The sequence below is a fragment of the Chitinophaga sp. Ak27 genome (assembly GCF_012726295.1).
GTDB lineage: Bacteria > Bacteroidota > Bacteroidia > Chitinophagales > Chitinophagaceae > Chitinophaga.
The window spans coordinates 787,874-812,867 of record NZ_JABAOB010000002.1; the positions used below are offsets into that span (position 1 = coordinate 787,874).

The 24,994-nt window shown below is 49.1% G+C and carries 17 protein-coding genes; 11 read left to right on the top strand and 6 right to left on the bottom strand.

All coding sequences use genetic code 11. The features are described from left to right. The first annotated feature begins 1 nt into the window (after position 1). Positions 2–871, top strand: coding sequence for a glycerophosphodiester phosphodiesterase family protein (locus HGH90_RS10950; RefSeq protein ID WP_169191080.1), 870 nt, complete (start codon positions 2–4; stop codon positions 869–871). On the opposite strand, the gene HGH90_RS10955 is transcribed toward HGH90_RS10950, so the two are convergent. Further along, entirely contained in the window at positions 868–3,288 is a 2,421-nt protein-coding gene (locus HGH90_RS10955) for an outer membrane beta-barrel family protein (RefSeq protein ID WP_169191081.1), read from the bottom strand. The genes HGH90_RS10950 and HGH90_RS10955 overlap by 4 nt on opposite strands. Positions 3,289–3,684: 396 nt before the next feature. On the opposite strand from HGH90_RS10955, the gene HGH90_RS10960 reads away from it, so the two are divergent. From HGH90_RS10960 to HGH90_RS10970, 3 genes are all read left to right on the top strand, one after another. Next, a complete protein-coding gene (locus HGH90_RS10960) occupies positions 3,685–4,926 on the top strand; it encodes a hypothetical protein (RefSeq protein ID WP_169191082.1) in 1,242 nt (413 codons plus the stop codon). 59 nt (positions 4,927–4,985) lie between these two features. Next, on the top strand, positions 4,986–5,546 hold the full coding sequence (locus HGH90_RS10965; RefSeq protein ID WP_168767374.1) for a hypothetical protein: 561 nt from the start codon (positions 4,986–4,988) through the stop codon (positions 5,544–5,546). Between the two features lie 150 nt (positions 5,547–5,696). Next, positions 5,697–6,551 (top strand): ester cyclase, encoded by an 855-nt coding sequence (locus tag HGH90_RS10970; protein WP_169191083.1) that lies wholly within the window; start codon positions 5,697–5,699, stop codon positions 6,549–6,551. Here HGH90_RS10970 and HGH90_RS10975 read toward each other — a convergent pair whose 3' ends face one another. The 5 genes from HGH90_RS10975 to HGH90_RS10995 form a co-directional block, all read right to left on the bottom strand. Next, complete coding sequence (locus tag HGH90_RS10975; protein ID WP_168767372.1) at positions 6,552–8,006, bottom strand: NAD(P)/FAD-dependent oxidoreductase; 1,455 nt, start codon at positions 8,004–8,006, stop codon at positions 6,552–6,554. A 12-nt stretch (positions 8,007–8,018) separates the two neighbouring features. Then, positions 8,019–9,404 carry a radical SAM/SPASM domain-containing protein gene (locus tag HGH90_RS10980; protein ID WP_169191084.1) on the bottom strand — a complete coding sequence of 462 codons (1,386 nt, stop codon included), beginning with the start codon at positions 9,402–9,404 and terminating at the stop codon, positions 8,019–8,021. Next, positions 9,401–11,776, bottom strand: a complete 2,376-nt coding sequence (locus HGH90_RS10985; RefSeq protein ID WP_211172620.1) for a hypothetical protein — start codon at positions 11,774–11,776, stop codon at positions 9,401–9,403. The genes HGH90_RS10980 and HGH90_RS10985 overlap by 4 nt, the downstream gene beginning before the upstream one ends. 23 nt (positions 11,777–11,799) lie before the next feature. Beyond that, positions 11,800–13,302 carry a ferritin-like domain-containing protein gene (locus HGH90_RS10990; protein ID WP_169191085.1) on the bottom strand — a complete coding sequence of 501 codons (1,503 nt, stop codon included), beginning with the start codon at positions 13,300–13,302 and terminating at the stop codon, positions 11,800–11,802. A 534-nt stretch (positions 13,303–13,836) separates the two neighbouring features. Beyond that, a complete protein-coding gene (locus HGH90_RS10995; protein WP_168767369.1) occupies positions 13,837–14,487 on the bottom strand; it encodes a Crp/Fnr family transcriptional regulator in 651 nt (216 codons plus the stop codon). An 81-nt stretch (positions 14,488–14,568) separates the two neighbouring features. Between HGH90_RS10995 and HGH90_RS11000 the strand changes: the two genes are divergently transcribed. The 7 genes from HGH90_RS11000 to HGH90_RS11030 all read left to right on the top strand — a co-directional run bounded on the left by HGH90_RS11000 (position 14,569) and on the right by HGH90_RS11030 (position 24,991). Then, positions 14,569–15,264 (top strand): HAD family hydrolase, encoded by a 696-nt coding sequence (locus tag HGH90_RS11000; RefSeq protein WP_168767368.1) that lies wholly within the window; start codon positions 14,569–14,571, stop codon positions 15,262–15,264. Next, positions 15,261–15,884: a chloramphenicol acetyltransferase gene (locus HGH90_RS11005; RefSeq protein ID WP_168767367.1), complete on the top strand. Its 624-nt coding sequence runs from the start codon at positions 15,261–15,263 to the stop codon at positions 15,882–15,884. The genes HGH90_RS11000 and HGH90_RS11005 overlap by 4 nt, the downstream gene beginning before the upstream one ends. Before the next feature lie 156 nt (positions 15,885–16,040). Then, positions 16,041–16,634: an RNA polymerase sigma factor gene (locus HGH90_RS11010; RefSeq protein WP_168767366.1), complete on the top strand. Its 594-nt coding sequence runs from the start codon at positions 16,041–16,043 to the stop codon at positions 16,632–16,634. Positions 16,635–16,724: 90 nt separating this feature from the next. Continuing rightward, positions 16,725–17,912, top strand: coding sequence for a FecR family protein (locus tag HGH90_RS11015; protein ID WP_168767365.1), 1,188 nt, complete (start codon positions 16,725–16,727; stop codon positions 17,910–17,912). A gap of 169 nt (positions 17,913–18,081) precedes the next feature. Next, positions 18,082–21,417, top strand: coding sequence for a SusC/RagA family TonB-linked outer membrane protein (locus tag HGH90_RS11020; RefSeq protein ID WP_169191086.1), 3,336 nt, complete (start codon positions 18,082–18,084; stop codon positions 21,415–21,417). 11 nt (positions 21,418–21,428) lie between these two features. Then, positions 21,429–22,817 (top strand): RagB/SusD family nutrient uptake outer membrane protein, encoded by a 1,389-nt coding sequence (locus tag HGH90_RS11025; RefSeq protein ID WP_168767363.1) that lies wholly within the window; start codon positions 21,429–21,431, stop codon positions 22,815–22,817. A gap of 20 nt (positions 22,818–22,837) precedes the next feature. Then, positions 22,838–24,991: a T9SS type A sorting domain-containing protein gene (locus HGH90_RS11030; RefSeq protein WP_169191087.1), complete on the top strand. Its 2,154-nt coding sequence runs from the start codon at positions 22,838–22,840 to the stop codon at positions 24,989–24,991. The last annotated feature ends 3 nt before the right edge of the window (positions 24,992–24,994 follow it).

A 24,994-nucleotide genomic window follows, 5' to 3' on the forward strand; every position in this document is an offset into this window, starting at 1 on the left:
GATGAAATATTTATTGTTACTGTTCGTATGCAGCGTGTCTTTGCAACTCTATGCACAACAAACAAGACCTGTTGATGCTATATTGGATGAATTTTATCATCACCCCGAACACGTCATGGTGGCCGCTCACAGGGCCGCTCATACAAAGCATCCGGAAAACTCGCTGGCAGCTATCAGGGAGGCGATTGCACAAGGAATCGACATCGCAGAAATAGATGTACATGCTACGAAAGACAAAGTGCTGGTGATTATGCACGATGATAACATTACCCGTGCCACCGGCAAAAAAGGAAAGATTGCAGATTACACCTACCAGGAATTACTGCAATTTCCATTGCTGTTTAACGGGCAACCCACCACAGAAAAGATCCCCACCTTTGAAGAAGTGTTGCAGCTCACAAAAGGCAAGATTATAGTAGACATCGACTTTAAGGAAGACAGCATTGAATTTGCAAAACAAACCATCGACATGGTAGCTGCCCACCAGATGGAAGACCAGGTACTGTTCTTTATCTATGAGCCACCTTTTGCTACGCAGCTGCGCAGTTTCAACGCCCGTCTGCCCATTATGCCCCGCGCACATAACATAACTGAAATAAATGATATCGAACGGATGTCTACCCAATTGGGAAAGTTCCCCGTCATCCATATCGATGATTCTTTCTACTCAGATACCTTAGTACAGCGCATCACCGGTAATGGTACGCGCATCTGGATCAATTCCCTGGGAAAATACGATAAGATGGAGGGAAGGCAGGCCAATAGCGGCTTTGATCAACTGCGAAAAGATGCCCGCTTTGCCAATGTACTGCAAACAGATTATCCTGAAAGATTATTGGCCTACCTGCGCCAGCAAGGATTGCATCGTTAATGAACGCGCGATCTTTCGTCTTCGTTACCGGTATTGCCGGTAGTAACTTTGTGTTCGCTGCGGCCAAATTTATAGCTGACACTGAGCAGCAGGAACCTGTTTAGCTGAAAATTGGTAAACTGTTGTGGAATACCGTTAATGGTAGATCGCATGGCGACAGCACTGCTGCGGAAAAGATCGTTCATCGTCAGCGCCAGGTCTAACTGTTTTTTTAACAGCGAAGCCCGTACGCCCAGGTCCAGTTTATAGTAGGCATTTGTTTTACCAATATGGTCTATTTCAGGGAACTGGTACCAGCAGTTCACGGCAGCAGCAAAGGTCTTGTCTTTGTTTAAATAAATATTATTACTGGTCGACAGGTAAGCGCTGAATGTACTAATGCTGCTGATGGCAGGTAACAGGGAATGCGCATCGGTATGATAGAGCGTTACCTGGTTGTTGTTATCCCACCAGGAAAGCGGCGACAGCGCAATACTCTCTGTAATCCCAACGCGATGGGTACGGATAAAGTTTAACGGTATCGTATATACGAGATTGGTGTCTGCACTGGCCATGGTTACATTATTGAAACCATTGTTGGTGATGTTAAAAAAGACCGAAGTGGAGAACATACTTTTATAGGAGTGCGACAGCTCAAAATTGCTGCTGTACTCTGGATTCAGGTAGGGGTTACCTTCACCATAACTGTAAGCGGTATACAACGATTTAAATGGATTCAGGTTCCAGAAGGAAGGCCTGTTTACCCGTTTGCCGAAAGTAAATGAAAAGCTGTTGTCGGCATTGGCCTGGTACGAGGCCAGCACAGATGGAAACAGGCGAAAATAGTGATGGAGTGTGGTTTGTTGTATGGTATAAGAATATCCGTTGGTTTGCGTTAACTCTCCTCTCAATCCCGCTTCAAATTTCCACTTATCAATTTCTTTGTTCGCGTTAACGTAGGCTGCCTGGGTATTTTCACGATAATCGAATTCGTTGCTCAGGTTAGGGTCATAGATTTTTTCATCTGCCATATTTTTCCTGTAGTAAAATGCGTTACTGTAGTTGTCGATGAAGCTCAGTTTGGCGCCGAACCCTATCCTGGCAAAGGTGGTAGGCATTTCTACATCTGCTTTGAAGGTGTAAATATTAATATTTTGCTTATTGTCGTCATAGTAGCGGGTGGTGCCCACAGCATGTTCGAGGTCATCTCCCAGGTAATTATTCGTTTCGAAATTTGATCTGTCGGTACGATAGTAATTGAAGTAGTCAGCATTCAGCAACAGCTTGCGGCCAGTAGAATCAAAGTGTATTACCGAATGCAGGTTGATAGCATTGCTCAGCGCTACCGGATGGTAGGTAGCATATGTTTGCATCAGCGAATCCAGTTTGCCCGTACGCTTGTTATACACGGGATTATATACATGATCGGAGCCGTCATAAATATTTTTGCCTCCCTGGTAGTTGATACCGATGCTGGATTGATGGCCCAGCTTATAATCCACACCTGCTACTACGTTTATGTTGTTGTAGGTGTAGTTGCCGGTATCGGCCTGTTGCCATTTTTGTTTGGGATAATCAATAGTGGTTTCGAAGCCTTCCAGGTGATGGTCCTGGTCTATGTTGATGCTGCCATATGCCGACCACCGGGTGGTATTATAGTTCAGTACTGCGCTGGCATTTAATGCTTCATAATTGCTGGTACCAAAGGCTGCTGCCGGGCTATGAAACCAGCGTTTAGCGTTGGCCTGTATATTACCGGAGTATCCCTGTTGTTTACTTTGTTTCGTGGAGATGTTGATCAACCCGGCGTTTCCGTCTGCCTCATAATTGGCCCCGGGGTTTTTCAGCAATTCAATTTTAGTGACCTGGTTGGCCGACAGTGATTTCAGGTAGCGCATGAGGTCTAATCCCGACAACTGGAGCAGGCGTCCGTTGACCATTACTTTTACGGCGCCTTTTCCCGCCAGGCTGATCTCGTTATCATTTACGCGTACTCCCGGAATTTTGCCAATGGTAGTAAGTATATCGGCGCCGGTGGCGGTAATGTTGGAAGATATGTTATATACCAGTTTATCTGCCTGGTCGTTGATAGCCGGCCTGGCCGCGTTGACGGCCACTTCGCCCAATTGAACGCGGTCTGTTTTCAACTGTAGAACAATGCTGGTGTCTTTATAGATAGGCAGTTCCAATACGAGTGGAGTATAACCCATCATCGCTGCAGATAGCTGCCAGCTCCCTGCGCGAAGGCCGCTAAAGCGGAAATACCCGATGCTGTCAGTCATGGTCACCTGTTGCCGTGAAGCGCCAGTAGATTGTAGTGTAAGAGTCACAGATGGAATGGGCGTATGTTGTTCACTGTATATTGTTCCTGTTAGCGTTTGAGCGCTGCTGCTGCCATACAGAAAGGTTAACAGCAGCAATAAAAAAGAGCTTTTCAAATATTATAAAGTTTATTATTTAGTTGATGTACGACAGGTCAAGATAATAAATAAAATCATTGTTGTCAGGTAAGAATAGGTGTTTTTTAAGTCAAGAAAATTTAACGCATAAACGATTTTGATTGACTTAGCTAGTCCGTAGCTATCTGTTAACGGTGTTCAAATTTCAAGCTCCCGTAATTTACCGGATGATCTATATGATTGCATCTCGTCATTTGAAAACCCAGTCTTTATATGTAGACCTATATAAATATAGTTATTATATATGTGTTGGTGCGCTATTGATTCTATTAACTTAGCGCCAAGTTTGTCACCCGTGTATTGGCCCTATTAAGTTTGTTATGTATTGTATGTAGTATTATTTAAACTCCAATAATGACCCTAAATTTTTTCTCCATGAAAAGAAAAGTAATCCCAGCAATACTATTAGGTATTGTACTGCTAATTGCCTCCTGTCTGAAACACAATGGTTCCGGATCAGACATCCCTGAAAAAGACCTGATTTCAGAAGCAAAGAATTATTACATTTTTGATGTCTCAATTACCGAGGCTAAGGGGGCAGCTATGACGGGTAGCAAACATCACTATATTCAGAAAGCACCAGATTGGGACCGTGCTACCGTAGAGAAACTCAATTCCATAAACACAGTAGTTGTTCCAATTAGCTATTTAGACACTGCACTCACAGTAAACACGATCAATGCTGATAGTAGAAATCCATTAGGTAGGCTTTCCTACCTTTTAGTATACCGGGATCCCAAAAGAAATAATCAGCTTACATCCGAGGTCATGTATACGATACCGGATGCTTTGAGCAAACCTAATAGTTTTAGTGGGACATCAATTATCGAACAGTGGGATGGTACAATACTAAGAGGTTACCGGCATTCTAGTGGGAAAGTAACGCCCATGTCCATTGAGATAGGCGAAAAGTCATCTCTTGCCAAAATGACTACTGTTTGTGAAACGACAGATTGGTACGTCTGTGTTACAGTCGGAAACTCCCAGGAATACTGCGATTACCGGAACACCACAACTCACTGTATTCAAATTGATGATGGCAACGGCGTTCCTTCCTCCGGCGATCCGGGAGGAGGAGTGCCTTCAACAGGTAGTGGTAGAATAGGACCGGATGGATCAGTCATTCCGGGAACTGGCGGTACGGGTGACAGACCTGTAAGGGTACCCGCAGAGCCTGTTGGACCAATGGATATCTGTCCACAGTCATTTAACTTTACAAAAGCCGTGGCATTGGATGAAAAAGGTTTTGGAGGGTGGCAAATTGCTGCTGTGGCAGGATTACATATAACTTTGCTGGATACCAGAGGTGAAGCAATGTTAATTTCGCCTGGGCCGATTATTTATTTTGGGCTTCCGATTGTAAGAAAAAATGGAGAATTTTATTCAAAAGAACGCGCTGCGGAAATTGCTCACGACATTGATGAAAAGGCAATACAGACGCTTATGGATTATTATCATAGTGGTGTGCCGGTTGACTTTGAAGGGTTGAATGCTCAATACAGAAAGACTTTGAATACAGAAGCGGAAAAGTATGGGGGAAGAGCAACCTTAACTCCGGGCATAGGAGGCTTACCGACAATGACACCTACTGTTGCAAAATATTACGGTTGTAAGTAATAATGATAAGGGCAGTAATTCGGCTGCCCTTTTAGTTTTCTTATCATATTTGCAGTATTATGTCGAAATTTCAAATAGTATTATTATCACTACTTCTTTATTTTATGACAGGTCACGCACAAATCACCTCCCAGGGATTTGATTCCATAAAATTAAATAGCAATATTTATGAATATATGGATGTCACTCCATTTCAAAAATTCCAGGACCAGAATTTATTTAGTGTGGAGACTCCTGATGAATTTTATAATATAGGCCTTCCCATTAGTAAAGACACTGTACTTGATATTAAGTACATTTTTGCTCAAACTGACGCGGACGGTCAGATTAAGCGACTGACGCTGTTCATTGATGATAGTAAGAATAATGCACTGGCATTACTAAAACAGATATTTGGCAATGAACATACTACTGCCCAATCTTCATTGGGAAAAGCCTATGGTAACATTTTCTATGGTTGGGTAACTCCTGACAAAACAGTTATTATAATGGCGAAAACTGATAAGATCAATAAGAATCTTGGTGTTCCAGTTACATCTGTTGCCATTGCAAAACAATCTGACTTACTGAAAATTGCAGGAAATAATATTCATTTAAAACTTCCTGAATTATTATTCTAATATGGCAATATCCGGGTAAAAATATGAGTTTAAGTCATAGCGGATGAAAGGGAGCTGCTTGATAAGAAAACCAGCCATCGTTTACCGAAATCAATGATTTTTTACAATTCCCCGCCTGGCGGGGAAAGTACTTTTGTGAAAATAAATCGCATGATACCAGTACCAGCCCGGGTATACCTGCTGTCAGCATGTTTGCTCTTCACAGGTATCTCCAATGCGCAAACCATTCGTAAAAAACATTTCACAAAACAGGTAAACACGACTATCATGGAAGCAAATAAGCAAGTGATCAAAGAATTGTATGAAAAAGCATTGAATCAGCAACAAACGCAGTTGTTACCCTCCTATATCTCCGATGATTATACAGGTGTGCGTGGAGGGACAGGTGCGGCCGGATTTCAGACACCCATCGCGATACTGCGGGCAGCTTTTCCGGATATACATTACCAGCTGGAAGACTTGCTGGCAGAGGGTGATAAAGTAATGGTCCGTTGGAAATGGACTGGTACACATACGGGTACCTACCTGCACCTGGCACCCACCGGAAAGGTAGTCACCAACGACGGCATGGCTATTTACCAGCTGCGTAACGGCAAAGTCAGCCATGCGGAAATATTAACAGATCGCCTGGGCTTCCTGCAGGCGTTGCAGGTATTACCGCCCGTGCTGCCGTCGCCACCGCATCCCCAACAGGTAGCATTTATCGATAAATTCCTGGTACCGGCTGCGGCCATTGCCGCCTTCCGGGAAAGAACCGGTATTAACCGGCGCATGATTAAAACCCTGCCTGGATTTATCAGCGATGCAGCGTACGAGTATACGGATGACAAGGGCAATTTGATTTGTGTGACCGTAGCGCAATGGGAAAGCCGTGAAGCATTGGCACAAGCGAAAACCAGTGTACAGGCCAGCTACCAGGCCAGTGGGTTTAACATGGCTGCATTTTTACAGGAAACAGGAATTGTGGCCGATCGCGGGGTGTATATGGGAATGGACAATCAGTGATCACTGCGGGCACAGGATTTCCTTATCCCATAGGAACACCGCCATTTTAGCGGCCAGCGAGAAAGGGAGCTGTTTACTCCACGTGGTTACCAGCATGCCAAAAGACGACATGCCGGGTACCATTAGTAATAGCGGGTAAATTTCTACTGCGTCGAGGAAGGCAATATCTCTTTGCAGGTTAGGATGGCGGATAGCGGTTTTTAATTGCAGGCAATCATTTACCACACAAGACGTGGTAACATATTTTATGGCCGGGGAGAGCTGAATGCTTCCCGGCCATAATTTTAGCAGGTTTGGAGGTGGGTTGTCTCCTTCCGCCGGGGACGGCGACGGGGCAGTGGTTTGTTGCAGGGCATCTGACAGTTGTTGTGAAAAGGGGGTTGTTGTAATTTTTTCGGGGAGATAGGGAACGGACCGGTCTTTCCAGAAAGCGTGCATCACGCCGGGCCAGCCCTTTGCATAATACTGCCGGGTCCATTGGGTATGATGTACTACTGATTCCAGTAACTTTTCCTCGTAAAATTGTTGTGCCATGGCTGCGTCACCGCCTTTCAGTACCGTGTTAATGGCAATCGCTGCCTGTAGGGAAAAACGCATGGCTTTTTCTACACCGGTAGATGATAAGGGGTCTATCGCGAAAGCTGCCTCGCCCAGTTGTAACCAATCGTTTCGCCAGGGCTGTATATGTGCATAAGCAGTAACGGGGCAGGATTGCGGGCGCTCCGGCGATGCAGGCGCCTGAAATAATTTTGTTTGGCGAAGCAGCTGTTGATATACTATCGCGGCCGGTTGTTGTTGCAGGCTATCCGGGTCTACAAATGCCATTACCCGGTATTGATTATCGCCCGTTGGCGCGCCCCATAACCAACCCCTGGCAATGGCCTCTACGCAGGTGGCGGCTGGCATTTGACTGGCGTCGATGTGCGCCCATAACGCTACCATGGGCGGCGCCGTTATTAATTTTTCAGATTGGGTAATGCCTTGTCTGCCACGGGCATCGAGCACAAGCCGGCTATGTACTGTTATGCGGCGTTCGGGGAGTCGGACTTGTATTTCCCAATGCTGCGCATGGCGAATACTTTTTTCATAACGTGCCGGTTGCAACAAGTGCAGGCCGCGCGCCACGGCCAGTTCCAGCAGGTCTTTGTCGAACAGTCCCCGGTTTACCATTACGCCATGTCCCCGGAGCTGAGGCGTTAGTTGAAAAGGTGTGGTGGATTCCCAGATGACCTGGGCGGGCAGCTGATGTTGACAATGGGGTTGTTGCAATAGATGCGTAGCGTCGAGGTAATCGAAAAGGTTGTGAATACCCGGCGATAGCGATTCCCCCACCTGGTGACGGGGAAAAGCGGCGCTCTCAATCAGGGCTACACGATATCCCAGCGCCAGCAGCCGCAGTGCGGCACAGGTGCCCGCCGGTCCGGCGCCCAGGATAAGAATATCGAAGCTATCCATTTGTGCGGTTGTTTACATAAACCAATCCGGGGCAAGGCGGCTCAGGCGTTCATGTGCCTGTAAGGTGTAGTGTAGCCATCCACGGATATAATCACAGGCATGCCGTCCCTTTTCAAGTACCTCGTGGTGGCATCCGCCTCCACATAGGTATTGCGCCCAGCAGCTGCTGCAGGGCGTTTGCTGGTGTACATGCCGGGATGCCAGCCAGTTGTTTTGCAGGGTGCTGTCTACGCCGTCGTAGATATTTCCCATGCTGCCGGCAGGTTCATTCACGAAGCGGTGACAGGCAAATAATCCACCGTCGGCAGATACGCCCATATATCCTGCGCCTGCTCCGCAAGGGTATGGCCGGTGGGTATTTTTACCAATTTCCTTCAGGGCATTAATCATGTTGAGAAACGGAAACCGCTTGCCCTGCAGCACGTGTTGTTCAAACAGGAGGCCGCAGGCAATCATGTTTTCCAGCATCATTTTCAGGTCTTCCTTCGTCATTTCGTCGCGGCCGTTAGCTGCGCGCAGCAGGGGAGAGAAGCCTACGCTGTGAAAGCCCATATTGACAAATTCCAGTAAGGTGTCACCCAGGTCGTTTTGCCCCGGCGTTACCGTTACCCGGGCCGATACCTGCATTTGTTGCTGGATACGGAGCAAGGGCTGTATTTTTTCAATGATGTGCTGATAGGTACCGGCGCCGTTTTTAAAGGGACGTTGCCGGTCGTGTTGGACGCCGATGCCATCGAGACTCACCGTTACTGCAAAGCCATAGGTTTCAAAGAAGGTGGCGTCGTCAGGTTTCACTAAAGTGCCGTTGGTGGTAATAGAAAAATGAACCGGTATGTTTTTGCGAGCGCCCGCTTCCGCTGCATAGATGGTGGCCTCCCGAAGTGCGGGGCGGTTGATGAGCGGTTCGCCTCCCAGGAAGGTTACCTGCACTTTCCGGCCGGGTTCCGCATTGTTTAACAGTAGGTCGATCGATTTTTTAGCAGTATCCAGCTGCATGTTTTTAGCGGGCCCGCCAAAGTCGCCCTGGTCGGCGTAACAGTAGGTACAGCCCATGTTGCATTTCTGTGCAATGGCCAGCGACAAGGCGTGTACAGGGGGATCCTGCAAAGGCGTGTCGTCGATCGCCGGCGGCATATGGAGTCCCATGGCTACCAGTTCACGATGAATGGCAGATTCATCACCCAGCTGTATGAGTTGCTGCAGATGTGCAGCCGTTGTATCGGCAATCTTGTAATAGCGGCTGCCATTGCTCACAAAGAGCCGGGTGTGATCTGCGCCGGGAACCAGGTGTATTTGAGAAGAGCCAAGCAAAGATTGCTTGGCTACTTCCGATGCCAGTCGACTGGCCACAAGGTGGATGGACTGCCTGGCTATGTCTGAGGGAAAAGAAGGTGTCATGATTTATTTTTGTCGTGGTTGGGGGACGTACTTTCCGCTTTCTTTTTGGTTTGGCTGGGCTCCTCTACAAAGTCCATTTTCCCATCCCATTCGGGGAAGCGATCATCCGTTGCGCCCGTTGCCTGTTTCCCACTGCTGAGGGCATCGCGGCCGTTGATGATGAAGTTTAGTTCACCTTCCCAGTTTTGAAACAGGTCGTTGTAAGAAAACAGCCTGGAATCTACCCGGTTGTCGGGTACGTACTCCCCGGTACGTCTTTTTGCCAGCCACATATCGCCTTTACTGAGCCCGTTTTCTCCCGGTTCTACATTGACATAATCGGGGCGGGTAGCGGCCCAGTAGTAACAGGCGCATTCCCGGTAGTCGTTTTGCCAGGGTGCGCAAAGACCCTGGGTAAGTTCTCCCGGGCGCAGTATCTGTGTTGAGATGGAGGCGTTGTTGGTATCGAAGATTTCGCGCACCGTAAAAGTAAGGGCAGGGAATGCGCTTGTCTTCAATTGATCTTCGGTTACCAGTACGGGAAGAGTAGCTGCTTCGGGGGTAAATTGCAGGGTAACCTGATCGCCACCTTTGATTTTCAGGGAAGCGATGAAGTTAGACCACTCCATGAAGGCTGCGCCATTAGGGTTGTCCTGGGTACGCAGCGCTACGTTATCACCTCCGGGAAAAACGGGGCCTTCTCCGGCCACCATCGTAGGCTTACCGTTGATGCCCACGATCCGGCGTCCGGCCAGGTTGTTACTGGTGGTATCTTCCAATACGTAATTATCATTTTCACTGATGGTGATGCCGATGAAAATATGCCGCCACAGGTTCCTGAAGTCAGACTCCAGGCCGGGGAAGCAGTTGGAGATGGCGGCTCTTGACAGTACGCTGTAAGGGTTGCCCTGCCCCCGGTAATGGAGTTGCGCGTCGAGATCTGACGCTTTGATGGAACCGGACGGATATATTTTTGTCGTACTGGCGTCGGCGTTATCCCGGAACATGGCAGAAGCGGCGGCTTTTATCACTGTGTTGATCATGCGATAGGTGAGGGTTAAACCGCGTCCATCGGCGCCGCGCATCAGTCCTGGCATTTTACGGCGTTCTTTGTCGGACAGGTCGCCTATTTTATTCGGCCGGCGCAGGGCATCTGCAAACCAGGCGGCCATGCCGGTGCTGAGGCCATTGAATACCCTTTCATGAAGGGTGCGCAGAGCCAGGTTGTCTACAATAGAACCGGCCATAATAGGTTCATACAGCCGGCCAAAGTCGTTGGTATCCTGCCGCACCATGGTACTGGCTACATTCCACCGGCCATTGATAGGATTCCCGTTCATCACGGTGGTATTCATCAGTGTGATGGATTCAAAGGCGCGGCGCACAATTTCTTCCGCTTCTTCAATACCTACTTCTCCGTCACGGTCGGTGCCATGGAGTATTTGTTCCAGTTCATCTGAAATGGCGCGGATGGGTAGGATATCCGGTGCAAAGGCGGGAGGGCCTGCGCAGATGTGCGCGGAGGCGGTCAATGGAGCCTGGCCGTCCGTTCCGATGTTGATGACTACCGTACCATCGCATTCATCGTCGATATATCCCCAGCTATGCTGATTGCCGTCGGCATCGGAATAGCCGGCGAAAATCTGGGCGGGCATAGTGTAGGTGGGATTGAAGTTGGGTGATTCGCTGTATTTGGCCCATGGCTTGGTAGGATCGTATATCACATATGCATCACTTTTGATATTGTAGTCGTGCGTAGGCGCTTGGCCTTCGGCTTTGATACTGTTTCGGGAGCAGCCGTATACAGCGCCTGGTCCGGGCGTATAGCGTAGCCTGATTTCCGGGAAATCTTTATTGGGTTTGATGAATTGCACAAATCCCAGCGGCAGTTTTCTTCCCGTTATGAAGTTGTCGCACGAAGCCAATACCGCCTGCGGCGCAAAATTGCCCTTTTCAATCACCACATTGGCCGTGATGTTATCCGCTGGCTGGCCTGTTCTGCGCATAATTTTCGAATTACCCAGGGAGATTACCCAGGAGATATCCGAGAGCTGGTAACCTGCCTTTGTGAGCAGATCGGTGGTAAGGGGAACCAGGGTGCCGGGATTATCTTCCGTGATAGCAAATATTTCCAGGAAAGGCGCCACCGGGCGGATGGTGCCAGACGTATCCGTGGTACTGCTGGCATCTTTAAATATAATTTCTTCCGGTGTGTCAACGCTTAGCTCGTGTGTAGCGGGGTCTACATAAAAGGTAGGCTGAGGAACGATTTTGCGGAACCCCAGCGGCTTATCGGCCGGTATTTCCAGGTCGTAGGCGGCCACCGGCAGAACAGAAGATCCCAGTCTCGCCACGGCAAAGGGGGGAAGTATACGTATTTCGGTAATTTTCATAGCAATAGTTTTAAGCGGTGATGTTAAGCAGGTACGGCTACCATATCGCTGATAATCTGCAGCAGTTTGCTGTCGGCTTCCTGGAGGGCATACAGGTAGCGGTGATGCTGGGCAGCCGTAGTTTTCAGCAGGGTGTCGATCATCGTGGCAGATGCCTGTAATAGATCGGCGTGTACGCGCCACCTGTTGTGTTCACCTGCTGGTAACGACAGCGTATAAGGTGTGAGGAAGGGCGGGCCTGCTGTTTTATTGCCCGTACCCACGGTCAGCGGCATCTGAACCATAGCGGTGGCAATGCTGCGCAGGTTGTACATCTCTCCGAAGGTGGAGTTGATGATCAGGCCCCGTGGGGTTATGGCGCCGGCGCTGTTTAATCCATCTTCCAGCACAAAGCTATGCGTAAGGAAATTGAGGAGTAGCCGGTAGCGGAGGTTAAAGAGATGTCCCCAGTTTTGTGCATCGGGGTTGGTAATCTGATCTCTTTCCTCGTCGGCGGTTTGTCCCTCGGAGGGATCGCTGCTGCCATCTTCCACGTCTTCAGGGATGTAGGGGTTTACCGCTACGTTCCTGGCGGGCGCCCAGCTGCTGCCGGCTTCTTTCACTACGGCGCTCATCTGCTTGTAAATGTTGAGAAACCGCTCGAAGTGGGATGGGTCGGCGCTCGCGCCGGTATTGTCTTCTCCCTGTTCCGCAATGGCGTTAAGGGCGTTGAAGGCATCATCTCTGCTGGCCAGCGGCATTACCAATACATCCGGGCTACCGGGGGGACTTCCCTGCTTGGTATTGCCCCGTTGTCCGCCGGTATAACCCCGGCCCCATTCATCAAACTTGGCCTGGTAAGGGTAGGTGTCTGCCTGGAATATATCGTCGCTAATAACCTTGGGGTCCTGTATCAGGTGCAGGAGCACATGGAACAAAGCGCCTACCGTGTTGGCTTTGGGCACTTCTGCCGCTACACGGTCTTTGATCTCTTTAGCCCACGGGTCATCGCTGTTAATGAAATCGACGGGCGCTTCTGCATATACATATTTTGCAAGCGAGTTGAGGGTAAGCGGTTCCAGTTTAAAGGGGAACGGGTAAAAGGGAGTATCCCAGGGATAGTCCTGCCGCTCGAAATGTAAAGGCGCGCCAATCAGTTTCAGTACGTTTTGTACCGATACAAAGTGTCCCATTTCCTCTTTGGCAATACCCAGGATCACCTCCTGCCAGGAGCTGATCTGGTCCCGGTATTGATCCGGTACCTGTGGCCCGCCCAGGCTATAAGCGGCATAGAGGTATTGTAGCATCAGCCCATGCTCAATTTCCGCATCGATGTGCAGCAGGAAGGTCACGTAATCTTTCCCATTGAATTCAGGAGGTATCAGTATCTGTTGCTGATCTTCCTCTGTAAAGGATTCTGTGGTGAAAGTTTGGATTCCTTCCTTTCCGCCGATAAGGGCAGATTGTCGCATGATTTCGGCCCGGCGATCTTCTATTTGTGCTCTTTTGAAGACGGGACCAAGAAAACGGAGGTAGTTACTTTGCATAACTGTGGCGAGTTTACATGGTTATTAGGAGTGGTGAAAAGAAACGGCAAGCGCCGCACTTAGGATAAGTCAGGGTGTTTCATGGAAGTCATTTTGAGTGCGTTAAAATAAGTTCATTTTTGCGACGTGGCAAAATTAATTTACGGTACCCGGGGAAAATCCCGGTAGTGTTTTTTTATTATCTTCGCCCTGATATTAGCGATACCTATGATGACTGGCTGTATAACCCTTTACCAGATAAGTTTACCCAACATCTTGTTATCCCGGTTTTAAAACACCTTACTTAAATTGTTTACCTATGTTTTGCTGGAAGAATCAAAGAAAACAAGCATCTTCCCGATATCCGGCGGAAAAGGAAGTAGAAAAAGAAGGACTGGACCTGGGAGAAATGAACAAGAAACTATTGCAGAAAATAGAAGAGCTGACGCTATACATCATCGACCTTAAGAAGGAAAATGCGCGGCAGTGGAAGGAAATAGAAGAGCTAAAGAAAAATAAACAGGCGAATCAGGGACCGGATCATCCGGTCCCTTTTTATGCGTCCTCAAATCGCTTAATCATCTGCTCCAACTGTTCCTTACTCAGGTCGATATTCAACCCTTCTTTATCCAGGATATTTTTCTCCCTCAAATCTTTCAACGTCCTGTTAAAGCTTCTGACAGAAATACCCAGGTAAGCGGCCATATCTTTTTTGGAGAAGAAAGTTTGCTGGCTGGCTTCCAGCGACAGCAACCGCAACAGCGCATATTCTACCGGGTACAGTTGCTGGTAGGAGGTCCGGATACAGGTTTGATAGATCCGGGCAGCCAAAACTTTCAGCAGCAGTTCATTGAATTCCGGGTAACTGCGTAGCAGTGCCATAAACCGGTTATGCGGAATAGTAAAAACCGTCACCGGGGTGAGGGCGGTAATATTGGATAAACAGGCGCCCTTGTTAATAGCTTCCAGTTCCCCGGTGATTTCGCCGGTACCTAAGAATTCGAAAATATAGTCTTTCCCGTTATCTTCTGCAATATAACATTTGGTGATACCTTCCCGGATAATGTATACCTGGGAGATGATGGAGCCCTGCCGGATCAGGTGGGCGCCGGCGGCAAATGATTTCAGCTGTATGGCGTTTCCTGCCTGCTTATCCTCGAAAAGCTGTTCTACGAACTGCAGAAAAGCGGTGTTGGTTCGTAACATATCCTGGGAGTGGGACAAATGTCCCGTTTAATTCAGCGCCTGGTTTTATTTTTGCAGCCGGTAAAATACAAAAATAACACAATGGTGGATCATATTAAAGTCATCGCATTTGATGCAGATGATACCCTTTGGGTAAACGAACCTTATTTCCAGGAAGTAGAACAACAATTTTGCAGCCTGCTGGAAGATTACCTGCCTCGTCATACGGTGTCGCAGGAGCTGTTTAAAACAGAGATGGCCAACCTGCCGCTGTATGGCTACGGGATTAAAGCTTTTATGCTTTGCATGATAGAAACGGTGCTGCGGGTAACGGAAAATACCGCTTCTCCCGCCATCCTGCATAAGGTGATTGAGTGCGGACAGCAGATGTTAAACAAGCCCATTGAAATGTTGGATGGGGTAGAAGATGTGCTGAAAGCGCTCTCCGGTAAATACCGGCTGGTAGTGGCTACCAAAGGCGATCTGCTGGACCAGGAGCGTAAATTGAAAAAATCCGGGCTGGCGCATTATTTCCATCATATTGAAATTATGAGCGACAAGAAAGAAAGCGACTACCAGAAATTGCTCCAGCACCTGGACTGCTCCCCCGAAAACTTTGTCATGATCGGTAATTCCCTCAAGTCGGATATATTGCCGGTGCTGGGACTCGGCTGCTATGCCGTGCATATACCTTATCATACCACCTGGCAGCATGAGCATGTAGACGTTACCATTGAAGATCCGCATTTTTATCAATTTAACAGTATGGCAGACATACTACCGCATTTAATATCATGAAACAATTACTGTCACTCGATACCTGGGTAAGAAAAGATCATTTTGAATTCTTCAGCCGCTTTGAAGAACCTTTTTTCGGGGTTTGTACAGAGATCGACTGCACCAGGGCCTATGAACAGGCCAAAGCGGGGGGACATTCCTTCTTCCTCTGGTACCTGCACCGTTCGTTGGCGGCCGCGAATGCCATAGCCCCTTTCCGTTACCGTATCAGCGAAGGACAGGTATGGATATACGACCAGGTACATGCCTCGCCTACCATCAACAGGCCCGATGGGACCTTTGGTTTCGCTTATATGGATTATCACGCCGATTTCCACACCTTTGAAGCCGCCGGACAGCAGGAAGCCTATCGGGTGAGAAACAGTACAGGACTGGTTCCAGCGATATCCGGCGAAAATGTGATTCATTATTCATCCTTACCCTGGATCAACTTTACCGCTGTTTCCCATGCCCGTAGTTTTTCTTTTAAAGACAGTTGCCCTAAGATCGCCTTTGGAAAAATGACAGATATACATGGCCGGAAACGTATGCCGGTATCCGTGCACGTACACCATGCCCTGATGGATGGTTATCACGTAGGCCAGTACCTGGAGCTTTTCCAGGAAAAGATGAACCAGTAAATACCCACACAAAGCAGCAAAGGAGCCAAGACGCAAAGCTCTTTGCTGCTTTGCTCTGCTGCATGGAACCACGCCATCCATAGAGTAGTTTTGTAAATTAGCGCGGGTTGTATTATTTTCATGCATCACTACGTGTATGAATAACTGATACCGACCTTGATCCACGAAAACGAACAGGAATTATTGCTCTCTGTTGCCAGCGGAGATGAGCGGAGCTTCCAGGTTCTTGTCACAAAATACTGGCCGCAGGTATATGGTACGGCTCTGCGCCTGACCCGCTCTCCCGAGCAGGCCAAAGACCTGTCGCAAGACATCTTCATTAAGCTATGGAATAACCGGGAGCGGCTTCCGGGGGTAACCAATCCAGCCACTTTTATTTATGTATGCGCCCGCCACCTCATAATGGACCATCTGCGGAAGAAAGTGCTGCATACCGATAATATTGACCTGCTGGCCGATTACCTGACAGCCTCCCAGGCAGGTAATGCCCAGTCTTCCCTGGAATATAAGGAGCTGGAGCAGTCGCTGACAAAAGCCATTGAGCTCCTTCCTGAAAAGTTGAGAGAAGTATTTGTATTACATCGCTTCAGCGGGCTAAGCCATGCGCAGATATCCCGCAAACTGAATATATCAATAGTCAGCTCCCAAACCTATGTGGTGAGGGCGCTGCGGAGCATCCGGGAATACCTGAGCCGCCATTCGGAGCAGGTGTTGATACTGTTGCTGGTGTTTTCCAACTTTTTTTCATGAAATTTTATTTTTACTGTCTTACCCCAGATTTGTTTTCCGTCCTTACCACAGGAACGGGTATTACTGATATCATTAAAGCTACATCCGTATATGACCTTTGAAGCATTATTTCAAAAATACATGAGTGGTACACTCAATGCAGAAGAGCTCCGGCAGTTTCGCACCATGGCGCGGCAACCGGAGAACAAGGCATTGCTGGACCAGCTGCTTCAACAGGCGTTTACCGACCCGGCGTATATCGAAAATGCCGACTATAACGCGGAAGAGATGGCCTCCGATATCATGATGCAGGCCCGCATGCAGGATGCCGCTATGAACGTGGTACATAAGGTATATACGCCATTGATTTCCCGTTCCTGGTTTAAATATGCCGCTGCTGCCGCTATCTTTTTACTGCTGCTGGGCATTAGCTGGAAATGGCACACACACCGCTACCAGGCAGGTAAAATGATGGCGAGGCTGGAATTGCCTGCAGGCAAAGCAGCTCATCCCATCCTGATCCTGGGCGATGGTTCACGTATTTCGCTCGACAGCGCAGGGAATGGTACTATCGCCAGGCAGGGCGCCGCACAGGTAGTAAAACTGACCAATGGAGAACTGGCTTATCAATCATCAGGCGCTAAAACTGGAGAGTTGATTTTTAACACCATGCAAACGCCCAATGGTTCCCAGTATCAGCTCACTTTACCGGATGGCTCACGGGTGTGGCTCAATGCGGCTTCCGCTATCCGCTACCCGGCTACATTTGCAGATAGTAACAGGCGAGTGGAGGTAACGGGAGAAGCCTATTTCGATATTGCCACCGATGCCCGGAAACCTTTTATCGTAGCCACCAAAGGCATGGACATACGGGTACTGGGGACCGCCTTTAACGTGAAGGCCTATACGGAAGAGGAAACAATTAAAACTACCCTGGTACAGGGTGCCGTAAAAGTGAATAACCAGATGGTATTACACCCCGGTGAGCAGGCGGTGCTGCATCACCATACGGGGCAACTGTTGGTGAACAAACCCAATATGGAAGAAACGCTGGGTTGGAAAAATGGAGAGTTTTATTTCCGGGAAACCAATATCCGCAGCATTATGCAGGAAGTGGCCCGTTGGTATGATGTGGAAGTGAAATATGAAGGAGACCTGACCAACGTAACGCTGTCCGGTATTGTAGCCCGTACAGCTGGTATTACACAGCTGTTGAAAGCACTGGAGCTGACCAAAATCGTACATTTTAAGATACAGGGAAGAACTATTACCGTGATGCCTTACCAGGCAGCCAATTAAATCATCTTTTTAAATGAACATGTCATGACCTGATTGCTGCACGGATACGATACGTATGCCTGCTGGAACCAGTTGCTGAGGGCCCTCGGCGCGGAACAGCATGTGCGGTACGTAAGCATAACCTTCCACGTTTTATGATTGCTAACGTTTAAATCCACGAATGAAAAATATGAAGTTCCTTGCCTCGGGCTTACTCTCTGTCACCAAAAGAGGGCCTGCCAAATTACTATGGATACTGCTGATAGTTGCACTGCTGCCGGTTTGCGCTGCCGCGCAAAATGTAACCGTATCCGTAAAAAATGTGCCGCTCGAAAAAGTATTTGCCGTGCTGAAACAACAGACCGGCTACTCCTTTATCTGGCGCGGACAAACCACACCGGCCATGAATAAGGTATCACTGGAATGCGCCAACGAATCGTTTACAAAGGTGCTGGGCACGCTGCTGGACCGCCTTTCGCTGCAATATGAAATAACAGATAAGATTGTAGTGATCACCAAAAAGGAAACGCCGGCTACTACCGGAAAAGAGCAGCCGCCGATGACCATCACCGGGCAAATCAGCGATGAAAAAGGGGGAACGTTGCCAGGCGTAACGATCCGGGTAAAGGGAACTGCTTCCGGCGCTACCACCGACGCGCAGGGACGTTTCTCCATTAATGTTCCCGGGGAAAACAGTGTGCTCATATGTTCCTATGTGGGCTTTGAGCAGAGAGAAGTGATGGTAGCCGGTCAACAAACACTACATATCACCCTGAAGTTGCAGAGTGCCTCTCTCAACGACCTGGTGGTAGTGGGATATGGCACGCAACAGAAAAAGAACGTTACCTCATCCATCTCCTCTGTAAAAGGCAGTGAGCTGACGGGCATAGCAGTTACCAGCCTTGATGGCGCCCTGCAGGGCAAAGCCGCAGGTATACAGGTAGTACAGAACTCCGGCGCTCCGGGCGATGAAACGTATATCCGTATCCGTGGTAACGGCTCCCTGTTTGGCGAAAACAGGCCCCTGTACGTAATCGATGGTGTACCCATGAGCAACCTGCCTGCCGCCCAATACGGCATTTCCGGCGATGGACAGCGGATCGCCACTACCAATAATATTAATCCCAACGACATACAATCGGTTGAAATCCTGAAAGACGCTGCCGCCGCTGCCATCTACGGTTCCCGGGGCGCCAACGGCGTCATCCTCATTACCACCAAAAGAGGCGCAGAGGGAAAGTCAAGGTTTAATTTCAGCATGTATACCGGCGTTGCCGATATTCCGAAGCGGCTGCCTGTGTTAAACGGCGAACAATTTGTAACGCTGTTTAAAGAATCAAGGGCCAACGCCGGGATGCCCGACGATCCGGCTATTGTAAACACAGGCCGAAATACCAACTGGCAGGACGCCATCTTCAGATCGGCGCCGGTATCCAACTATAACCTGTCTATCTCCGGCGGTTCCGGAAAAACATCCCACTATGTTTCCCTTGGCTACCTCGATCAAACTGGTACCATTGTGGGATTACAGCATTTTAAGCGCTATAACGGGCGGGTGAATTTCGACTTCGCCGCTACAGATAAATTAAAAATAGGAGTCAACCTTACCGGGGTACGTTCTATCAACAACCGCATGGATAACAGCTTTTCCGGTCAGTCTGTACTGGCGCTGGCCCTGATAGAAAATCCCAACGATCCTATTTACAATCCCAATGGTACTTATTATACCGACCCGGGCCGCCACTGGACTAACCCCGTAATGATCGCCAATAACCTGCGTTTCCAGTCGATCGTAAACAGCTATATCGGCAACGTATTCGGCGAATACAGCATTTTGCCCGGTCTGAAGTTCAAAACCAGCTTCGGTTTTGATAACCAGCAGGTCACCGACGACCGGTACCAGTCCAAGCTGGTTAACAATGGCTCGGCCGCCAGTGGCTTTGTATCCGTGTTTACACAGTTTTTATGGGTCAATGAAAATACCCTCTCGTATACGCCTGTCTTCAAAGGCCGGCATAAATTAACTGCCATGCTCGGACAGAGTACACAAGAAGCCAACGTACGGCGTATAGGCGTTTCCGGCAATACCAACTCCACCGATATTATACAGGCGGTAACAGGGTTTACCTCCCTGTCGTCGCCAATAGACTATCGCTCGCAATGGGGACTGGTATCCTATTTCGGCAGGATCAGTTACAACTACGACGACCGCTACCTGCTGGAAGGCGTGGCCCGTACAGACGGATCTTCCCGTTTTGGAGCCAACAAGAAATATGGGTTCTTCCCGTCCATTTCTGCCGGCTGGCGCATTATCAATGAAAATTTCATGAAGCAGCAACGCTTTTTCAATGACCTGAAGATTCGTGCCAGTATAGGCGTTACCGGGAATAACGAGGGCCTTGGCTCAGATTTTCCTTCCCTGGCTACTTATTCTACCGGGTATAACTATGGCACCGAGGCGGGAATTGCGGCTACCTCCCTGTCGAATGTTGACCTCAGCTGGGAAGCTACCACTGCTACCAACCTGGGACTGGATGTATCTTTCCTGGACAGCCGCATTAACGTCACTATTGATGCTTACCGCAAACTCACCAACCGCCTGATCTTTAAACTGGACCTGCCCTACACTTCGGGCTTCGCCCGCACCAACGGCGCTAACATAGGCCAGCTGCTCAATAAAGGACTGGAAATTTCTGTGAATACCGACAACATCCGGGGCGCTTTTACCTGGAGCACCAATTTCAACCTGTATTTCAACCGCAATAAGATTACCAGTCTGCCTGAAACCGTGGTGGGAGACCCATCCAGCTCTGATTTCACAGAAAGCCTGCCAGGGTCATTTTATACCAGCCAGCCTACCAGCATATTTCGTGTAGGCGAGCCTGTTGGTTCATTTTTCGGCTACCGCAATAAAGGCGTAGATCCGGCTACCGGCAACATGATCTATGATGATATTAATAAAGACGGGAAAATAACTGCGGCCGACCGCGTCATCCTGGGTACCGCGCAACCGGATTTTACAGGTGGCCTTACCAATACCTTTGGCTACAAAGGAGTAGATCTGAGCTTTTTCTTTTACTGGTCGTACGGCAATAAAGTATACAATCAAACCCGCAGTATGCTGGAAAGAATGAGCAGCTATAACAACGGCGACGCTAAAACGCTGAACCGCTGGACGCCGCAGAACACCATTACCGACGTGCCACGCGCCGTATTCAACGATCCTACGGTGCCAGGTAGTTTAACCAACGGAGAAGTGTCGCAACGCTTTGTTGAAGATGGTTCGTTTATCAGGATGAAGAATATTACGCTGGGGTATACCATCCCTTCTGCTACCTTGAAAAAAGTACGCATCAGCAGTGCCCGCGTATATGTGAGCGCACAGAATCTCTTTCTCATTACCAACTATTCCGGTTTAGATCCGGAATCGCAGAACCAGTCGGTAAAAAATTCGCAGCTGGGCATCGACTGGGCCGTACAGCCGCAGGCACGCACGTTCCTGGTAGGATTAAATGTGAACTTTTAAAAGCAGCCGTTATGAAAAATTTACGACTAATATATATCCTTCTTCTTTTTGCGTCCTGTACCAAAGTGCTGGACCAGGTACCGGAGTATACGATCGCGGACGAGAACTTCTGGCAAACCGGTAATGATGCCGAATCTGCCGCTGTAGGCATTTACCCGGCCATACAGAGCATGGCGGCGCAGTTTCCGCTGGCCTTTGATGCCGGCTCTGATGCCACTACCGCTTTGCTGATCAACTACAGCCCTTTTTCTACCCATGGCATCCCGGTAGATAACCTGATCGTAGCTGCTTACTGGCAGAATAACTATACCGGTATTGGCCGCGCCAACGATTTGCTGAAGCATGTACCACCCATGAAAGATAGTTTGTTTGCTCCCGGCCGCAAAGAACAGCTGTTGGGAGAAGCACATTTTCTGCGGGCCTATTTTTATTTTAACCTCGTAAAAGCCTATGGAGCCGTGCCTTTAGTGCTGGAGCCTTATACTTCCTTTAATGCTGATTTTACGGTGCCCCGTACTTCAGTAGACAGCATTTTCAAACAGATTATTGCCGACCTGAAAATTGCAGAGGCAAGTCTGCCGCCTACTTTTGCCGCTGCCGTTACCACCCGGGGACGCGCCAGTCAGGGTGGGGCCAAAGCCTTGCTGGCCAAGGCATACCTGAGCATAAAGGATTATAATGCTGCTGCCTCCAAAGCTCTGGAAGTGATGAACAGCCCGGTGTATAGCCTGGTATCCGGCAGTGCGGCCTATAGCGGTATGTTTTCTACCAGCGGTAAAAACAGCACGGAAGCAATCTTTGAAATCCAATATGTCAGTGCTTCTGCACAGAGCAATGGTTTGTACAGCTATTATATTCCAGCCAATGGGATCCCGGCCGGGCTTCAAACCGGCGGCTACCAGATTGCGCCTACTACCAAAATTATTAATGCATATGAAGATGGCGATATCCGTAAAACTGCGGCATTGGGCTTCAACAATGCTACGCCGGCTTTGCCTTATGTCAACAAGTATACCCGCTTAACCAATGGTACAGAACCTGATATTATTGCCCTGCGTTTGGCAGATATCATACTGGTGAGGGCAGAAGCGTTGAACAACCTGGGGCAAACGGCCGATGCAGTAGCTGCCCTGAATATTATTCGCCGCCGTGCCTTCGGGTTACCGACAGATCAACCTTCTGCCCACGATTACCCGCAGGCGGGAGAAACAGACCTGGCGCTGGCCATCGAAAACGAGCGGTTTAAAGAACTGGCCTTTGAAGGACACCGCTTTTATGACCTGGTACGCACCGGCAGGGCAACCGCCGTGCTGGGCATCACCGCCGATCAAACCCTATGGCCCATCCCGCTGCGGGAAATTGGCCGTAACCCACGGCTGGTGCAGAATAATGGTTATTAATCCCTCAAAAAATAATAAAGATGAAAAACATTATTACTACTATCCTGTTGCTGTCCGCCAACCTTGTATACGGCCAGTACACTACCACCTGGGTAGGCAACAATTTTTCTGATGTAGCCAATCACGTAGGTAATTGTGCCCGCTCTATGTGGGTGTCGCCGGAAGGGGTGGTATATACCGCCTCCATGTGGGATGAAAAGGGACGTAATATTGGTATTTATCAGCAGGGCGCTACCCTTGGATCTATGGGCGGTAACAAAGAGTCGCAGGGCAGCGCTATTGGCGGCAACGCTACCTATATCTTCACCGCGCAGCAGGCGCCCAATGCCGGGAAGGTAGGCCGCTATAACCGGGCTACCAAGATCCGGGACCTGCTATTTACTGCCAGCACAGGTACGGGCGATGCCATACAGGGCATTGCTGTTTCCGGTGAGCGGGTATTTGTGAGCGACTCCACTGGTAGCCGCGTGGAAGTATTTACCACGGCAGGCGTAAAAATCCGGGAATGGGCGGTTACGCACCCGGGAGCTATCGCGGTAGACAGCGCCGGGGCCGTGTGGGTGGTACTGCTGGGCACGGGTACGGTACAACGTTTTGATTCTACCGGCGTGGCAGGACTCGTATTAAATGTGGGCGCCACCGCGCGCCCTTCTGCCCTCTATGCCGACAGTGCCCGCGGGCAGCTGCTCATAGGCGATCAGGGACCCGATATGAATATCAAGGTATACGCAAACCTAACGGGAACGCCTGTATTAACAAGCACTTTTGGCGTAACAGGCGGTTATCTCAACGAAACGTCCGGTACCCGCGGTGCCACCGGTGATAAGCGTTTTACGCGGGTAGTGGGGATAGGCCGCGATACGGCGGGGAACTTATATGTGTTGAATAATCCCTGGGGAGGTACCTGGGACTTAGGGAGAAATGGCGCTACAGACATTCACTGTTACAATAATGCCGGTACGTTGCAATGGACCTTGCAGGCCCTGAATTTTGAAGGGAATGCTGCCGCCGATGCAGGAACGGATGGGGAGCTATTGTACAGCGGCAATCTTATTTATTCCTATACAGGTACAGACGGAGGCTCGTATGTGGCCAACACCGTAGATCCTTACCGCTATCCGCAGGATGCCCGTATACAAATGAGTGATCATAGCAGGGGCGAACACTTTGGCCACCTCGCCAATGTAGGCGGACATCGTATCCTGGTAGCCAATAACCAAAATGCTGATATCTTTTACACTTACTATTTTAATCCCGCTACCGATGGATATATCGCCATTCCGGGAGATACCATCAGCAAAGTAAGAAATGGTTTTTGCCTGGACTCCGTGGGAGATATCTGGATTTCGCAGGATAAAACCAATGCAATACAGCATTATCCATTAACCGGTTTTGCCAGCAATGGAAAGCCGATATGGGGCCCGGTTATTTCTACGCCTACACCTGCCTCCATTGCCCGGTTAAACCGCCTGGAATATATACCTGCCAGCGATATAATGGTGCTGGCCGGCGGCAATACCGACTGGACACTGATTGGCAACCGGGTAGAAGTGTACCGGGGATGGGTAGCCGGAAATCGTACCCCCGATACCGTTATTACGCTGAGCAGGGCCCAGGCCAAGTCTATGTCGGCCGCCGGCAACTACCTCTTTGTAGGCTATTATGCGATTCCCGATATCGATGTATTTGACCTGAGAACAGCCGCCCTGGTATTAACGATGAACAGCAGCAACCCGGCGGTATATGTGGGCAACGATGTGGATTCGCAATATGGTATCAAAGCGTATCACCGTTCCAACGGCGAATATTATATTACGAAAGACGATTACAATGCCAACAAGGTAGTGCTGTACCGCTGGACGCCGGCTCCGGATTCAGCCCCCGCGCCGGCTGCTGCACTGATGCATATGAAGGTGGTAAATGAAAATGGCTTGTCCGTATATCCGAACCCGGTAGTGAACACGTTGCATATCGATTTACCGTCAACAAAAGCGAAGGGCTGTGTCATCCGCGTGTACGACATCTCCGGAAAACTCATTAAAAACACCCTGGTAAAAACAAGCGAAGCCGTAAACATAGATGTAAGCAACCTGCCATCCAGTGCTTACATCCTGGTGATCACAGATGCCGCTACCGGTACCGCGATAGGCCGGCGAAAGTTTATAAAGCAATAACAG

Coding starts and splice junctions, on each gene's coding strand:
- HGH90_RS11020 (WP_169191086.1), top strand. CDS start 18,082: ATGAAGTTCCTTGCCTCGGGCTTACTCTCTGTCACCAAAAGAGGGCCT.
- HGH90_RS10995 (WP_168767369.1), bottom strand. CDS start 14,487: ATGTTACGAACCAACACCGCTTTTCTGCAGTTCGTAGAACAGCTTTTC.
- HGH90_RS10965 (WP_168767374.1), top strand. CDS start 4,986: ATGTCGAAATTTCAAATAGTATTATTATCACTACTTCTTTATTTTATG.
- HGH90_RS10970 (WP_169191083.1), top strand. CDS start 5,697: ATGATACCAGTACCAGCCCGGGTATACCTGCTGTCAGCATGTTTGCTC.
- HGH90_RS10950 (WP_169191080.1), top strand. CDS start 2: ATGAAATATTTATTGTTACTGTTCGTATGCAGCGTGTCTTTGCAACTC.
- HGH90_RS10990 (WP_169191085.1), bottom strand. CDS start 13,302: ATGCAAAGTAACTACCTCCGTTTTCTTGGTCCCGTCTTCAAAAGAGCA.
- HGH90_RS10975 (WP_168767372.1), bottom strand. CDS start 8,006: ATGGATAGCTTCGATATTCTTATCCTGGGCGCCGGACCGGCGGGCACC.
- HGH90_RS11000 (WP_168767368.1), top strand. CDS start 14,569: ATGGTGGATCATATTAAAGTCATCGCATTTGATGCAGATGATACCCTT.
- HGH90_RS11030 (WP_169191087.1), top strand. CDS start 22,838: ATGAAAAACATTATTACTACTATCCTGTTGCTGTCCGCCAACCTTGTA.
- HGH90_RS11005 (WP_168767367.1), top strand. CDS start 15,261: ATGAAACAATTACTGTCACTCGATACCTGGGTAAGAAAAGATCATTTT.
- HGH90_RS11025 (WP_168767363.1), top strand. CDS start 21,429: ATGAAAAATTTACGACTAATATATATCCTTCTTCTTTTTGCGTCCTGT.
- HGH90_RS11015 (WP_168767365.1), top strand. CDS start 16,725: ATGACCTTTGAAGCATTATTTCAAAAATACATGAGTGGTACACTCAAT.
- HGH90_RS10980 (WP_169191084.1), bottom strand. CDS start 9,404: ATGACACCTTCTTTTCCCTCAGACATAGCCAGGCAGTCCATCCACCTT.
- HGH90_RS10960 (WP_169191082.1), top strand. CDS start 3,685: ATGAAAAGAAAAGTAATCCCAGCAATACTATTAGGTATTGTACTGCTA.
- HGH90_RS10985 (WP_211172620.1), bottom strand. CDS start 11,776: ATGAAAATTACCGAAATACGTATACTTCCCCCCTTTGCCGTGGCGAGA.